The 15,032-nt window shown below is 72.2% G+C and carries 11 protein-coding genes; 8 read left to right on the top strand and 3 right to left on the bottom strand.

Going from position 1 to position 15,032, the window contains the following annotated elements:
* Positions 1-38: 38 nt before the first annotated feature.
* On the top strand, positions 39-551 hold the full coding sequence (locus ABZ459_RS09725) for a hypothetical protein (RefSeq protein ID WP_357968099.1): 513 nt from the start codon (positions 39-41) through the stop codon (positions 549-551).
* Here ABZ459_RS09725 and ABZ459_RS09720 read toward each other — a convergent pair.
* Together ABZ459_RS09720 and dnaE are read right to left on the bottom strand one after the other, a co-directional pair.
* A complete protein-coding gene (locus ABZ459_RS09720; RefSeq protein WP_357968097.1) occupies positions 548-1,918 on the bottom strand; it encodes an amidase in 1,371 nt (456 codons plus the stop codon). The two genes, ABZ459_RS09725 and ABZ459_RS09720, sit on opposite strands and share 4 nt — an antisense overlap.
* A gap of 150 nt (positions 1,919-2,068) precedes the next feature.
* Complete coding sequence (gene dnaE / locus ABZ459_RS09715) at positions 2,069-5,596, bottom strand: DNA polymerase III subunit alpha (protein WP_357968094.1); 3,528 nt, start codon at positions 5,594-5,596, stop codon at positions 2,069-2,071.
* A 169-nt stretch (positions 5,597-5,765) separates the two neighbouring features.
* Here dnaE and ABZ459_RS09710 point away from each other — a divergent pair, with 169 nt between their 5' ends.
* Together ABZ459_RS09710 and ABZ459_RS09705 are read left to right on the top strand one after the other, a co-directional pair.
* Complete coding sequence (locus ABZ459_RS09710) at positions 5,766-7,130, top strand: amino acid permease (protein ID WP_357968091.1); 1,365 nt, start codon at positions 5,766-5,768, stop codon at positions 7,128-7,130.
* A gap of 141 nt (positions 7,131-7,271) precedes the next feature.
* On the top strand, positions 7,272-8,402 hold the full coding sequence (locus ABZ459_RS09705) for an SGNH/GDSL hydrolase family protein (RefSeq protein WP_357968090.1): 1,131 nt from the start codon (positions 7,272-7,274) through the stop codon (positions 8,400-8,402).
* A gap of 36 nt (positions 8,403-8,438) precedes the next feature.
* On the opposite strand, the gene ABZ459_RS09700 is transcribed toward ABZ459_RS09705, so the two are convergent.
* Complete coding sequence (locus ABZ459_RS09700) at positions 8,439-9,347, bottom strand: chorismate mutase (RefSeq protein WP_357968087.1); 909 nt, start codon at positions 9,345-9,347, stop codon at positions 8,439-8,441.
* Between the two features lie 286 nt (positions 9,348-9,633).
* Here ABZ459_RS09700 and ABZ459_RS09695 point away from each other — a divergent pair, with 286 nt between their 5' ends.
* The 5 genes from ABZ459_RS09695 to ABZ459_RS09675 are packed head-to-tail and all read left to right on the top strand — an operon-like array spanning position 9,634 to position 15,030.
* On the top strand, positions 9,634-11,448 hold the full coding sequence (locus ABZ459_RS09695; protein WP_357968084.1) for a protein kinase: 1,815 nt from the start codon (positions 9,634-9,636) through the stop codon (positions 11,446-11,448).
* 10 nt (positions 11,449-11,458) lie between these two features.
* On the top strand, positions 11,459-13,189 hold the full coding sequence (locus ABZ459_RS09690) for a protein kinase (RefSeq protein ID WP_357968081.1): 1,731 nt from the start codon (positions 11,459-11,461) through the stop codon (positions 13,187-13,189).
* Complete coding sequence (locus tag ABZ459_RS09685) at positions 13,186-14,049, top strand: AraC family transcriptional regulator (RefSeq protein WP_357968080.1); 864 nt, start codon at positions 13,186-13,188, stop codon at positions 14,047-14,049. Before ABZ459_RS09690 ends, ABZ459_RS09685 begins: the two co-directional genes overlap by 4 nt.
* 10 nt (positions 14,050-14,059) lie before the next feature.
* On the top strand, positions 14,060-14,722 hold the full coding sequence (locus ABZ459_RS09680; protein WP_357968077.1) for an AzlC family ABC transporter permease: 663 nt from the start codon (positions 14,060-14,062) through the stop codon (positions 14,720-14,722).
* A complete protein-coding gene (locus ABZ459_RS09675; protein WP_357968074.1) occupies positions 14,719-15,030 on the top strand; it encodes an AzlD domain-containing protein in 312 nt (103 codons plus the stop codon). Before ABZ459_RS09680 ends, ABZ459_RS09675 begins: the two co-directional genes overlap by 4 nt.
* The last annotated feature ends 2 nt before the right edge of the window (positions 15,031-15,032 follow it).

The following is a 15,032-nucleotide window of genomic DNA, read 5'->3' as shown; positions in this document are numbered from 1 at the left end:
ATCGAGCAGGTTCGGATGCAGTTGTGAGGGGGAATGGCGTGACGAGGGAAGTACGCGCTTTTGCGGTAACTGTCCTCATACTCGCCACTCTCGGGGTCGCCGCCGGGCTGAGCTGGTCCGCGATCTCGCCGCGGGCTCCGTACCAGGTGACCGATCATGGCCTGGTGCTGGCCGACCTCACCACGCAGGCGCTGATCGCGGCCGACGGCTGGTTCGCGGTGATCACGGGCGCGCTGGGGCTGCTCTGCGGCGGTCTGGCCTGGTTCGCCGGACGGCGCTGGATGCTGGCGGTGCTGCTCGGGTTGTGCGCGGGCGGGGTGGCGGGCAGCTTCCTCACGTTGTGGGCCGGGTCCACGTTCACGGTCGGCGCGGTGGTGGTGGAGGCCGCGGCCGAGCCCGGGGTGCGGATCGTCCCCGGGGCGCTGAAGCTGACCGCCGAAGGGGTGCTGGTGGCCTGGCCGCTGCTCGCGGTCGGCCTGTTCGGGCTGCTGGAAGGCATGCACGGCTACCGCGAGTCGCCGCTGCGGCACCCGTACGGGATCGAGCCCTAGACCGGCGGCCTGCGCAGGCCGTGGCCGGTGGCCTGCTCGAACGCGCGGGCCACGCGCAGCACCCTGGCGTCGGCGAACGGCCGCCCGACGATCTGCACCCCGACCGGCAGCCCCTCGGGTGTGAACCCGGCCGGCACCGAGGCCGCCGGCGCGTGCAGCACGCTGATCCAGTACGCCGAGCGCATCCAGGCCAGGTAGTCGGGCAGCGGCTCGCCGTTGATCTCGCTCACGTGCGGCTGCTCCACCGGGAACGGCGGCACCTGGCTGACCGGCGCGATCAGCACGTCGTAGGTGTCGAAGAAGCCGGCCATGCGCTGGTAGAGGCCGCTGCGCAGCCGTTCGGCGCGGGCCAGGTCGGCGCCGGTGACCGTGCGGCCCCGCTCGACGTTCCAGCTCGTGTTGGGGCCGAGGCCGGTCAGGTCGCCGAAGGACAGCGCGTAGTACCAGGCGCGGTAGATCCGGAAGGCGTCCTCGGCGTCGGACAGGTCGAGCTCGACCTGCTCCACGTGCGCCCCCAGCTCCTCGAACACGGCCGGCGCCGTCGCGGTCACCGCGGCCGTGCGCGGGTCGACCGGCAGCCCGCCCAGGTCGGGGCTCCACGCCACCCGCATCCCGCGTACCCCTTCCTCGGGCTCGGGCGTGAACCTCTCCTTGATCGCGAACGGCGAGCGGGCGTCGAACCCGGCGACGGCCCCGAGCATCAGCGTGAGGTCGTCGACCGTGCGCGCCATCGGCCCCGGCACGGCCAGCGTGTACCAGGCGGCCGTGTCGGAGGGGTCGGGGACGCGCCCCGGCGTGGGGCGCAGGCCCACGACGTTGCAGAACGAGGCGGGGTTGCGCAGCGAGCCGCCCATGTCGGAGCCGTCGGCCAGCGGCACCATGCCGGTGGCCAGGGCCGCCGCGGCCCCGCCGCTGCTGCCGCCGGCCGACCTGGTGAGGTCGTAGGGGTTCCTTGTGGCGCCGAAGACCTCGTTGACGGTGTGCGAGCCGGTGCCGAACTCGGGCGTGTTGGTCTTGCCGATCGTGATCGCCCCGGCGGCGCGCAGGCGGCGCACGATCAGGTCGTCCTTGTCGGGGACGTTCCGCGCGAACAGCGGCGAACCGTACGTGGTGCGGATGCCCGCGGTGTCCACCAGGTCCTTGTGGGCGACCGGGACGCCGTGCAGCGGCCCCTCGGGCTCGGCCGCGTCGGCCGCCTTGGCCGCCTCCAGCGCCCGCTCGGCCACCAGCGTCACGATGGCGTTGACCTGGGGGTTGACCTGCTCGATGCGGTCGAGGTGGGCCTGGAGCAGCTCCACGGCGCTCACCTGCCCGGCCCTGATCAGGCGGGCCATCTCGGTCGCGGTCAGGTAGTGCAGTTCGCTCACCCTGCGATCCTGCCCCACCCGCGCGCCGGGACACGACGGCGACCTTTGCCCACCTCTCCCGCCCGCCTTGGCACCCGCCCACAAGACGGGCCGAGAAGCCCCGGCGCGGTCAGGCGCCGGGGCGGGCCGGGCCCAGGTGGCTCCGGAGGGTCAGGCGCCCAGGCAGGCCGGGCCGAGGAGTTGCTTGAGGTCGCCCATCAGCGCCGGTGACGGCGACACCCGGAGGCGGTCGTCGACCCGCATGACGGTGGTCTTCGGCCCGTTGTGCACCTGGAGGTGCACCTCCGAGGTGCCCGGGTGCGTGGTGAGGATCTCCTTCAGCCGCCCGACCACCGGCGGAGTGCACCGGGTCAGCGGCAGGCTCACCAGCAGCGGCCCGCCCGCCTCCTGGGTCAGGTCGGGCGCGGTCACCTCCATGGCGATGATCTTCGCGACGTCCTCGCGCTTGTCGATGCGCCCCTTGACGAAGACGATCGCGTCTTCGGCCAGGATCGTCGAGCACAGCTGGTAAGCCGACGGGAAGATCATCACCTCGATCGCGCCTTCGAGGTCCTCGAGCTGGGTGAGCACCCACGTGTCACCCTTCTTGGTGACCTTGCGCTGCACCCCGCTCAGGATGCCGCCCAGCGTCACCACGTGCCCGTCGGCCCGGCTCTCGTCCTGGACGGCGGCGATCGAGCAGTCGGCCCCGGCGGCCAGGATGTGCTCCACGCCGAACAGCGGGTGGTCGGAGACGTAGAGGCCGAGCATCTCCCGCTCGAACTGCAGCAGCGTGTTCTTGTCCCACTCCCCGACCGGGATCTGCACGTCGAAGGTCTGGTCCTCGCCGCCGTCGATCGCGCCGAACAGGGAGTCCTGGCCGATGGCCTCGTTCTTCTTGATGTCGATGATCGCGTCGACGGCCTGCTCGTGCACCATGACCAGGCCCTTGCGCACGTGGCCGAGCGAGTCGAAGGCCCCGGCCTTGACCAGCGACTCGATCACGCGCTTGTTGCACACGATCGCGGGCACCTTGCGCAGGAACTCCTTGAAGTCGGCGAAGCGGCCCTTGGACTTGCGCGCCGAGATGATGCCGTCGACGACGTTGCCGCCGACGTTGCGCACCGCCGACAGGCCGAAGCGGATGTCGGTGCCGCGCGGGGTGAAGTCGAAGTCGGAGTCGTTGACGTCGGGCGGGAACACCTTGATGCCCATGCGGCGGCACTCGTTGAGGTAGAGGGCCGACTTGTCCTTGTCGTCCTTGACGCTCGACAGCAGCGCCGCCATGTACGCGGCCGGGTGGTTGGCCTTGAGGTAGGCCGTCCAGTAGGAGACCAGGCCATAGGCCGCCGAGTGGGCCTTGTTGAAGGCGTAGTCGGAGAAGGGCAGCAGGATGTCCCAGAGCGTCTTGACGGCGTCGGAGGAGTAGCCGTTGTCCTTCATGCCGCTCTCGAAGGACTCGAACTGTTTGTCCAGCTCGGCCTTCTTCTTCTTGCCCATCGCCCGGCGCAGCAGGTCGGCTTTGCCGAGCGAGAACCCGGCGACCTTCTGCGCGATGGCCATGACCTGCTCCTGATAGACGATCAGGCCGTAGGTCGTGTCGAGGATCTCGGCCAGCGACTCCTTGAACTCGGGATGGATCGGGGTGATCTCCTGCTGGCCGTTCTTGCGCAGGGCGTAGTTGGTGTGGGAGTTGGCGCCCATCGGGCCGGGACGGTAGAGGGCGCCGACGGCCGAGATGTCCTCGAAGTTGTCGGGCTTCATCAGCCGCAGCAGCGAGCGCATGCCGCCACCGTCGAGCTGGAACACGCCCAGCGTGTCGCCCCTGCCCAGCAGCTCGTACGTCTTGCGGTCGTCGAGCGGCAGCTTCAGCAGGTCGATCTGCTCGCCGGTGGTGCCCTCGATCATCTTCAGGCAGTCGTCGATGATCGTGAGGTTGCGCAGGCCCAGGAAGTCCATCTTCAGCAGGCCGAGCGTCTCGCAGGTCGGGTAGTCGAACTGCGTGATGATCGCGCCGTCGGAGTCGCGGCGCATGATCGGGATGTGATCGGTGATCACCTCGCGGGACATGATCACGCCGGCGGCGTGCACGCCCGTCTGCCTGATCAGGCCCTCCAGGCCCTTGCCGAGGTCCATCGTCGCCTTGACGTCGACGTCTTCCTCGTAGAGGCGGCGCAGCTCGCCGGCCTCGTTGTAACGCGGGTGGTCCTTGTCGAAGATGCCCGACAGCGGGATGTCCTTGCCCATCACGGCCGGCGGGAACGCCTTGGACACCTTGTCGCCCAGCGCGTAGGGATAGCCCAGGACGCGACCGGCGTCCTTGATGGCGGCCTTCGCCTTGATGGTGCCGAACGTGGCGATCATGGCGACCTTGTCGGCGCCCCACTTCTCGGTCACGTAGCGGATCACGTCGCCGCGCCTGCGCTCGTCGAAGTCGATGTCGACGTCGGGCATGGAGACGCGGTCGGGGTTGAGGAAGCGCTCGAAGATCAGGCCGTGCGGGAGCGGGTCGAGGTCGGTGATGCCCATCGCGTACGCCACCAGCGAGCCGGCCGCCGAGCCACGGCCAGGGCCGACCGGGATGCCGTTCTGCTTGGCCCACATGATGAAGTCGGCGACCACGAGGAAGTAGCTCGGGAAGCCCATCTGCTCGATGATGCCGATCTCGTAGTCGGCCTGCCGCTTGTGCTCGGCGTCGTAGCCCTCCGGCCAGCGGCGGTCCATGCCCTCCCAGACGGTCTTGCGGAAGAACTCGCTCTCCGTCATGCCGTCGGGGATGGGGTAGGTGGGCATGAGGTTCTTGAACTCGAAGAACCCGGCCGGATCGACCTTCTCGGCCACCAGGAGCGTGTTGCGGCAGCCCTCGGCCCACAGGTCGGAGGAGTCGACGGCGCGCATCTCGTCGGCGGTCTTGATGTAGTAGCCGGAGCCGTCGAAGCGGAAGCGGTCGGGATCGGACAGCTGCTTGCCGGTCTGGATGCACAGGAGGGCGTCGTGGGAGGCGGCGTCGGACTCGTAGGTGTAGTGGGAGTCGTTGGTCACCAGCGGCGGGATGGCGAGCTCTTTGCTGATGCGGGTCAGGCCGTCGCGGACCCGGCGCTCGATGTCGAGGCCGTGGTCCATGATCTCCAGGAAGAAATTGTCCTTGCCGAAGATTTCCTGATATTTCGCGGCGGCCTTGAGCGCCTCGTCGTACTGGCCGAGCCGCAGCCTCGTCTGCACCTCGCCCGACGGGCAGCCGGTGGTGGCCATCAGGCCGTCGGCGTGCTCGGCCAGGATCTCGGCGTCCATGCGGGCCCACTTGCGCACGAAGCCCTCGGTGTAGGCGCGCGAGCTGAGCTTCATCAGGTTGTGCAGGCCGGTCTTGTTGCGCGCCCAGATCGTCATGTGGGTGTAGTAGCCACCCGCCGAGACGTCGTCCTTCTTCTGGTGCGGCTCGCCCCACAGCACGGGCTTCTTGTTGTGCCGCAGCTCCGGCGCGACGTAGGCCTCGATGCCGATGATCGGCTTGATGCCGGCGCCCGTCGCCTGCCGGTAGAAGTCGTACGCGCCGTGCATGTTGCCGTGGTCGGTGATCGCGATGGCGGGCATGCCCAGGTCGCCGACCTGTTTGAACATCTGCTTGAGCCGGGCGGCCCCGTCGAGCATGGAGTATTCGGTGTGCACATGCAGATGGACGAACGAGTCGCTGGACGACATGGAGCGGCGCCTCCCCGGGTCTGGATGCGATGGTGCGCTCCGACTCTAGTGGGCCGGACCGACATCCCGGAGCCGCCTCGCGCGCCCCGCGGGACCGGCGCGCCGGAAGCGTCGCGGCCACCGGCCTCGATATCGTCTCCCTCACTCAAAGTAATGAAGGAGACACCGGGTGCGCACGCAGTCCGACGAGGGGTACAGCCACGCGCTGGGCAACCGCCAGATCCAGATGATCGCGATCGGCGGCGCGATCGGGGTCGGCCTCTTCCTCGGCGCGGGCGGCCGCCTGGCCGCCACCGGGCCCGCGCTCGTGCTCTCCTACGCCACCGCCGGGCTGGCCGCCTTCTTCGTCATGCGGGCGCTCGGCGAGCTGGTGCTCTACCGCCCGGCCTCGGGCTCCTTCGTCGAGTACGCGGGCGAGTTCATCGGCCCGTGGGCGGCCTTCGCCAGCGGCTGGATGTACTGGGTCAACTGGGCCTTCACCGGCATCGCCGAGCTGACCGCCATCGCCGCGTACGTCCATTACTGGGCCGGCGGCTTCCCCCAGTGGCTGACCGCGCTGCTCGCGCTGGGGTTCGTGCTGGTGGTCAACCTGCTGTCGGTCCGCCTGTTCGGCGAGCTGGAGTTCTGGTTCGCGATGCTGAAGGTGCTGGCCATCGTGATCTTCCTGGTGGTCGCGCTGGTGCTGGTGGTCTTCGCCGTCGGCGAGGCCGGGCCGCAGAACCTGGTCGCGCACGGCGGCTTCTTCCCCACCGGCTTCCCGCTGGTGCTGATGAGCCTGCAGTCGGTGGTGTTCGCCTACGCCTCGATCGAGCTGGTCGGCATCACCGCCGGCGAGACCGCCCGGCCGCACGAGGTCATGCCGCGGGCGATCAACGGCGTGATCTGGCGCATCGCGATCTTCTACGTGGGCTCGGTGCTGCTGCTGGCGATGGTCCTGCCCTGGACGTCCTACAGCGCCGGCACCTCGCCGTTCGTCACGTTCTTCGCCGGGCTCGGGGTGCCCTGGGCGGCCGACGCGATGAACCTCGTGGTGATCACGGCCGCGCTCTCGTCCTGCAACTCGGGCCTGTACGCCACCGGGCGCATCCTGCGGTCGATGGCCACCAAGCGGGAGGCCCCCGCCTTCGCCGCCGCGCTCAGCTCCCGGCACGTGCCGATCGGCGGGATCGTGTTCACCGCGGCCATGTTCCTCGGCGGCGTGGGGCTGTTCTACTACCTGCCCGAGCGTGCCTTCAACATCGCCACGGCGGTCGCCTCGCTGGGGGTGATCACCACGTGGGGGGTGCTGGTCTACTGCCAGACCCGGCTGCGCGCCACCGGGCACCGGTCGGCGTTCCCGATGCCGGGCTCGCCGTACACCAACTGGCTGACGCTCGGGTTCCTGGCGCTGGTGATCCTGCTGATGCCGTTCGCCGACCGCGATCAGCGGGTGGCCTTCTTCCTCATCCCGGCCCTGGTCGCGGGCATCGCGCTCGGCTGGCTGGTGGTACGCCGCCGGCGCCGGCCGCGGGAGGCCGCGCACGAGGCGGGTTAGTCTCGTCCGGGCAGGAGTCGCCGCTCGGGGGAGGCCACACTGGACAAGCTGGACGACACACTCGATCCCGCGCTCGGTCAGACGGCGACCGCCGTCCCCGTCGCCGGGCCGCCGGCCACCACCGGTCCCGAGCCCGCCACTGTGCCTGCCATCGGGCCCGCCACTGTGCGCGCCATCGGGCCCGCCACCGTGACCGCCGTCGAACCCTGGGCCCCGGTCGGGGTCGGTGCGGAGCGGCGGCGGCGGAAGGTCTGGCGGGTCGCGGCGGCGGCAGCGGCGGCGGGAGCCGTGCTCGCGCTGATCGGCGTGCCGCTGGGCGTCTACCCGAAGCTCGCCTGCGCCGTGCTCTCCCCCGGCTGCGGGCCGCTCCAGGAGCCGCGCGGCAACCTGCCGCGGCTGACCCGGCTGACGGCCGTCCAGGCCGCGCTGAGCGGCACGTACGTCGCGCTCGGCGACTCCTACTCCTCCGGCGAGGGCGTCTACGAGCAGGACACCGGCCCGGTCAACGACGGCGCCGACCGCTGTCACCGCGCCCGCGGCTCCTACGTCCCGCTGGTGGCGAAGGCCCACCCGTTCACCGGCGGCAGCTCCTTCTACGCCTGCAGCGGCGCCACCACCCGCCAGCTCCTGTCCGGCCAGTACGGCCAGCAGCCCCAGATCACCCGCGTCGGCCCGTCGGCCAGCCTGGTGACGCTCAGCATCGGCGGCAACGACGCGGGGTTCACCGACGTCCTGACCGGGTGCATCGTCAAGCTGCCCTGGTCGTCGGCCTGCGTCGACCAGGACGCCGCGGTCGCCCGGCGCATCGCCGAGCTGCGGCCCAGCCTGACCAGGGTGCTCGGCGAGCTGCGCGCCCGCGCGCCGGGGGCCCGGGTCATCGTCCTCGGCTACCCCAGGCCGTTCCCCGCATCGCCCGTCCGCACGGTCGACAACCTGAGCGTGGCCGACCAGCGGTGGCTCAACACCGTCACGCGCAAGCTCAACGACACGGTGGGCGCCGTCACGGCCGAGCACGACCGCGGCCTGGCCGGCCTCGGCGCCCCCGGCAGCGTCGAGTACGTCGACGCCTACGAGGCGTTCACCGGCCACGAGGCCGGCACGCCGCAGCCGTACCTCAACAGCCTGGCCGTGGACATGGACCCGCTGACCGTCAACGCCCGCAGCTTCCACCCCACCGGCGACGGCTACCGCCGCTTCGCCGAGCTGATCAACCAGCAGATCGCCACCGGACCCGGCCGCCCCCTGCACAACTACCGCCTCGCCCCCTCCTGAGCCGCGGGCGGCCCGCCCCGCGGCCCAGTGGTGGGCTCAGCGGCGGGCGCGTTCCTCGGCCAGGTGGAGGCCCGCCTCGATGACGGCGTTCATGACGGCCGCCAGTCGTTCCTCTCCCAGCTGGGGCGCCCGCGCCGCCATCCGCGCCACCAGCGCCCGCTCCCGCGCCAGGTCGCGCCCCGCGAACCCGCCCACCGGCTTGAGCCGCTGCACGACACCGGCCAGGGCGGCGCGCCGCTCCAGGAGGGTGGCCAGCGCCGCGTCGACCCGGTCGATCGCCTCCCGGCACTCGGCCAGCGTGGCCGGCGACTCGGGCCGCAACAGCGCGCCGACCAGCGTCACGGCCTCCTCGGCCGCCCGTACGTCCGCAGCCCCGTCCGCCCGCCCGGACGCGCCCGCGCCGCCCGCGCCGCCCGAGTCGCCGGAGCCGCCGGGCCCGGCGACCACGAGGCCGTCGGCGCCCGCCGCCACGGCCGCCGCCGCCAGCCCCGGGTCGCGCGAGACGTCGGCCAGCACCGGACGCCCCGACGCGGCCCGCGCCGCCCGCAGCACCCCGAGGTCGAGCCGGCCACCCTCGCACAGGACCACCTGGTCGTTCCCCTCGGCCGCGCAGTAGCCGGCCAGGCCCACCCATTCCTCCACGGACGCCGACGGCCGCCGCTCGACCACCACCGGCAGCCCGAGCCCGGCCGCGGCCCGCACCAGCGGGATGTCGCGCGTCCACGTGGCCCCCACCACCACGGCGTCGGCCAGCGCGGCGATCGCCGGCAGGTCGGCCGCCGAGTACGGCTCCACCAGCGTGGCCCGCTCCCCCAGCGCCTCACGCGCGTCGACCTGCCCCCGATGCGGGCGCAGGCTCACCCGCCCGCCGATCACCACGGCCGGGCCGTGGCCCACGCGCAGCCCGCCGATCGTCACCATGTGCCGCTCCAAGGTCGATGTCATCTCGACTCCCCACTCGGGCCGGCCCAGCGAAGCCGGCAGGAAAACCAAAAAGGCAGAGACGGGGCGTCTCTGCCTTGTGCCGACTCCAGGTGGTCGCTAGCTGACGACCGGCCCTCCCGGAGCCGGCTCGGTAAAGATGTAGCGACAAGTCATGTCTGAAACCTTACACCCGCCTCCACCTGCTGGACGTTCCTTCTCATATGGCGGACTGACCTTCCGGCGAGTCGCCGATGATCCCTCGCTATGGGAGTATTTCTTGGCCGAGAGGGAGGGTTTGAGGCCGTTGATGTCGGATCGCAAGCAGGACGGACGCCGCATCGCCGGCCGGTACGAGCTGCTGGAGCCCATCGGCAAGGGCGGCATGGGCATCGTCTGGCGCGCCCACGACGAGCTCCTCGACCGCACCGTCGCCATCAAGGAAGTCCGCTACGCCGCCGCCCTGGGCGACGAGGTGCAGCTGCTCAACCGGCGCACGATGCGCGAGGCGCGGGCCGCGGCCAGGTTCGAGCACCCCAACGTGATCGTCGTCCACGACGTGATCGAGGAGGACGGCCGGCCCTGGATCGTCATGCAGCTGGTCCAGTCGCGCTCCCTGGGGGCGGTGATCAAGCAGGAGGGGCCGCTGCCGCCCGAGCGGGTGGCCGAGATCGGCGTCGCCGTGCTCGACGCGCTGCACCGGGCGCACGAGGCCGGGGTGCTCCACCGCGACGTCAAGCCCGAGAACGTGCTGCTGGCCGACGACGGCAGGGTCGTGCTGACCGACTTCGGCATCGCCACGCTGGAGACCGAGACGCAGCTCACCGTGACGGGCCTGGCCGGCACCCCCGCGTTCATCGCGCCCGAGCGGCTCAAGGGGCTGCCCGCGCGCCGTGAGTCCGACCTGTGGTCGCTGGGCGCGACGCTCTACACGGCCGTGGAGGGCCGCTCGCCGCACGAGCGCGGCATGGCGCTGGCCACGATGCACGCCGTCCTGACCGACGAGCCCGACCCCGCGCCGCACGCCGGGCCGCTGGCCGGGGTGATCAGCGGGCTGCTGGTCAAGGAGCCGGTGCAGCGCCTGACGTACGAGGAGGCCGCGCGGATGCTGCGCGAGGCCGCCAGCGCGTCGAGCCCGGCGGAGACCAGGCGGTTCCCCAGCCGGAAGCTGCGCGCCGCCGTCCCCGCCCCGGCCCCCGTCGAGGACGAGGACGACACCCCGACCGACCCCGACCTGCCCGTCCCCCCGCCCAGGCCCGCGCCCCGGCCTGCACCCAGGACCACTCCCACGCCGAGGAGCAGGGCCGCCGGCACGCCGCCGCCCGTCGAGACCGGCCGGCGGATCCCGCCCTCGACCAGAGACTCCGCGCTCCCCGGCGAGCCCACCGGCCGGCCCACGGTGAGCAGCCGCCAGGAGGGCCGCAGGTTCGGGCCGATCGCGCTGGCCGCCGGGGCGGTCGTGCTGGTCGCCGGCATCGGCGGCTATCTCGGGCTGAGCTCGGCCCCCGAGGACCACTCGTCCAGGCCGCCGCAGGCCAGGCAGTCGGCCAAGGTCCACACCTCGCCCTCCGCGTCCGCCTCGGACACCGAGTCGAGACCGCCGGCCACGAGCACGCCCACGGCCACGCCGTCCTCCTCGCCCTCGGCCACGCCGGACAAGACCGAGGAGTCCGACCCGCTGCCCAGCGGCTGGAAGATGTACAAGGACAAGGAGCTCGGCTTCTCCATCGGGCTGCCCAAGGGCTGGGACGTCTGGGACCGCGGCGGCCGGCAGGTCAAGTTCAAGGGCCCCGGTGCGGCTTCCAACGCCTACCTGATGATCGAGGAGGCGGCCAAGCCCGGCAAGGACCCGTACAAGGACTGGAAGAAGCAGGAGCCGTCGCTCAAGCACAACTTCGGCGGCTACAAGAAGATCGGCATCAAGAAGGTCGACTACATGAAGGCCGCCGCCGACTGGGACTTCACCTGGAACACCAACACGGGCAAGACCCGGGTGCGCGACCGCGGCTTCATCACCGAGAACGGGAAGGCGTACGCCATCTACTGGCACACCCTCAACAGTCACTGGAAGAAGGACTACCACTTGTTCGAGGGCTTCAGCGCGACCTTCAAGCCCGCCAAGTAGGCTTCCCTGCGTGGAAAGGCAGGTCAGCAACCGGTATCGCCTCATCGAGCCCCTCGGGGAGGGCGGCATGGGGGTGGTCTGGCGTGCCTACGACGAGCTGCTCGACCGTACGGTGGCGATCAAGGAGGTCCGCTACACGGGCGTGGGTGACGCCAAGCGGGCCGACCTCAACCGCAGGACGATCAGGGAGGCCAGGGCGGCGGGCCGCCTCGACCACCCGTCGGTGATCGTCATCCACGACGTCGTCGAGGAGGACGGCCGGCCGTGGATCGTCATGCAGCTCGTCCGGTCCCGCTCCCTGGCCGAGGTGATCGGCGAGCGCGGGCCGCTGCCGGTGGCGCTGGTGGCGATGGTCGGCGGCCGGGTGCTCGACGCGCTGCGGGCCGCCCACGCCACCGGGGTGCTCCATCGTGACGTGAAACCCGAGAACGTGCTGCTGGCCGACGACGGCAGGGTCGTGCTGACCGATTTCGGCATCGCCGCCCTGGAGGCCGAGTCGGGGCTGACGGCGACCGGCGGGCTGGTGGGCACCCCGGCGTACATGCCGCCGGAGCGGCTCAACGGCGAGGCCGCCCGTCCGGAGTCCGACCTGTGGTCGCTGGGCGCCACCCTCTACGCGGCGGTGGAGGGGCGGCCGCCGTTCAAGCGCGACTCGTGGGCGGCCACGGTGGCGGCCGTGCTGCGCGACGAGCCCGAGCCGCCCGTGCGGGCGGGGGCGTTGCAGCCGGTCATCATGGGGTTGCTGCGGCGCGACCCGGCGGCCAGGATGCCGGCCGGCGAGGCCGCGCGCCTGCTCCACCAGGTGGCCACCGGGCAGCCGCTGCTGGCCGACCAGACCCCCATGTGGTCGGCCCCCTTCCCGGCCCCCGGGCCCGCCGCACCCGGCCCGTACCCCCAAGGCCCGGCCCCGAGCGACCGCCACCCCACGCCGGGCGGCCCGTACCCGCCGCCGCGGGGATCGCAGCCCGTCACCGGCGACGCGCGGCCGCCGCACCGGACGGTCCCTGGAGAGCCGCGGCGGCGCGGCCGGACGATGTGGATCGCGGTGCCCGCCGCGGTGGCCGTCCTGGCGCTCCTGGGCGGCGGCGGCGTGCTGCTCTACGACCAGTTGTCAGGTCCCTCGACGTCCACCCCGACGGCCGGTGCCCAGCCGCCCGCCACCGGCGGCCCCACCTCCGATCCCTCGACGCCGCCGTCGAAGGAACCGACGCCCGAGCCGAGCCCGCAGCCGACCGAGGAACCCACCGGCGAGCCCACGGGCGAGCCGACCCCCACGGCCCCGGCGGTGCCCGCCGGCTGGCGCCCCCTCACCAGCGCGACCGGCCACTTCTCGATGGCCATCCCCAAGACCTGGACGGCCGCCAAGAACCCGACCAGGGACAGCATCCGCTTCTCCGGCCCCGGCACCCCCGGCGCGATGATCGTCGAGTGGACCGTCCCGGACATCCCGTGGAAGGACCCGCAACAGCACTGGATCGGCCTGGAGAAGGAGATCAAGGCCAAGGGCGAGTTCGACCGCTACACCCGGATCGGCATCACCCCCACCGAGTACCTCGGCCTGCGCGCCTCCGACTGGGAGTTCACCCACATGCGCAAGGGGCAGCTCATCCACGTGATCAACCGCGGCTTCCACACCGCGGCCGGCCGCCCGTACGCCCTGTACTGGGAGACCCTCGACTCCCGCTGGGCCGCCGACCGGCACTGGTTCGACACCTTCGTCAAGACCTTCCGCCCGGAATGACGCCGGAGCACGACGGCGCGCGCGAACGGGCCCGGTTCTGGCGGCATCCGGCGGTCCCCGAGACCGACCTGCTCAAGGCCCGCTACGTCACCCACCGCTTCTCCCGGCACGTCCACGACGGTTACGCCATCGGGCTGATCGTGGCGGGCGTGGAGGAGTTCGACTACCGCGGCACCCTGCACCGGGCGGGCGCGGGCGAGCTGGTGCTGGTCAACCCGGACTCGGTGCACACCGGCCAGGCGGGCACGCCGGGCGGCTGGGCGTACCGGATGTTGTATCCGTCGGTCGAGGCGCTGGCCGGGATCGCGGCCGAGCTCGACGCGCCGCTCGCCACCCCGTACTTCCCCGAGCAGGTGGTGCGCGACCCGGAGGTGGCGGTGCTGCTCGGGCGGGCGCACCAGGCGGCCGAGCGCGGCGACGCGCTGGCGGCCTCCACGCTGTCGCGCACGCTGTTCGCCCGGCTGCTGAGCAGGCACGCCGCGCCCAGGCCGGACGCGAACCCGCCCGGCGCGGGCCGGCAGGCGGTGCGCGAGGCGATGGCGCTGCTGCACGAGAGCCTGCTCGACCCGCCGACGCTGGAGGCGCTGGCGGCGGCGGTGGGGGTGCGGCCGTTCCCGCTGCTGCGCGCGTTCAAGGCCGTGACGGGGCTGCCGCCGCACGCCTACCTCACCTCGCTGCGCGTCCGGCAGGCCCGTCGGCTGCTTTTGGCGGGGGTACGCCCGGCGCAGGTGGCGGCGGACGTGGGCTTCACCGACCAGGCCCACCTGAACCGGCACTTCAAGCGCGTCGTGGGCGTGCCGCCCGCCGCCTACCAACGGGCCGCAGGAACGTACAAGACCGGATATTTGCCCACTTCATAAGCTGTTTCCCATGGAACAGACAACTCGCCGTTCCGCCGCGGTGCGTGACGGTCTGGGTGTGGGTCTGGCCGTGGGGTTGTCCGGTCTCGCGTTCGGCGCGGCGGCGATCACCGCCGGGCTCAGCGTGCCCCAGGCGTGCGTGCTGAGCCTGCTGGCCTTCACCGGCGCCTCGCAGTTCGCACTGGCCGGGGCGATCGGCGCGGGCGGCGACCTGACCGCCGCGGCCGCGGGCGCGCTGCTGCTCGGCGGCCGCAACACCCTTTACGGCCTGCGCCTGGCCGACCTGCTGAACGTCCGCGGCCCGCGCCGGCTGCTGGCCGCCCACGGCGTGATCGACGAGACCACGGCCGTCACGCTGGCCCAGCCGGACGAGCCGTCGGCGCGCACCGGCTTCCTCACCACCTTCGCCAGCCTGTACGTCGCCTGGAACCTCACCACCCTCGCCGGCGCGGTCGGCACGTCCTTCCTGGGCGACCCGCGGGTGCTCGGGCTCGACGCCGTGGGCCCGGCCACCTTCCTGGCCATCCTGTGGCCTCGGCTGGCCGCCAGCGGGCGGCTGCGGGTGCTGGCGGTGGCCGGGGCGGCGGTCGCGCTGGCGGCCAGCCCGTTCTTCCCGCCGGGCGTGCCGGTGCTGCTGTCGGCGGTGGCGGTGCTGGTGGTGATGGTGCGATGACGGTGTGGTGGGCGATCGTCGCGGTCTGCCTCGGCTGCTACGCGCTCAAGCTGGCCGGGCTGGCCGCGCCGCGCCGGGTGCTGGACCACCCGGCGGTGCGCAGGTTCGCCGAACTGGTGCCCGTGGCGCTGCTGTCGGCCCTGATCGCGGTGCAGATGTTCACCGAGGAGGGCAGGCCAGCGTTCGACCCGGCGCGTACGGCCGGTCTGGTGGCGGCCGTGGTCGCCCTGGTGCTGCGGGCGCCGTTCCTCGTCGTCCTGGCGGCGGCGGCCGTCGTCACCGCGCTTGCCCGGATGTTTCTTGGGTAGTC

Source organism: Nonomuraea sp. NPDC005692 (genome assembly GCF_040631115.1).
In the GTDB taxonomy this organism is placed as follows: Bacteria; Actinomycetota; Actinomycetes; order Streptosporangiales; family Streptosporangiaceae; genus Nonomuraea.
The sequence above is the reverse complement of the archived record's forward strand: the minus strand, read 5'-3'. Positions and strand labels throughout refer to the sequence as shown.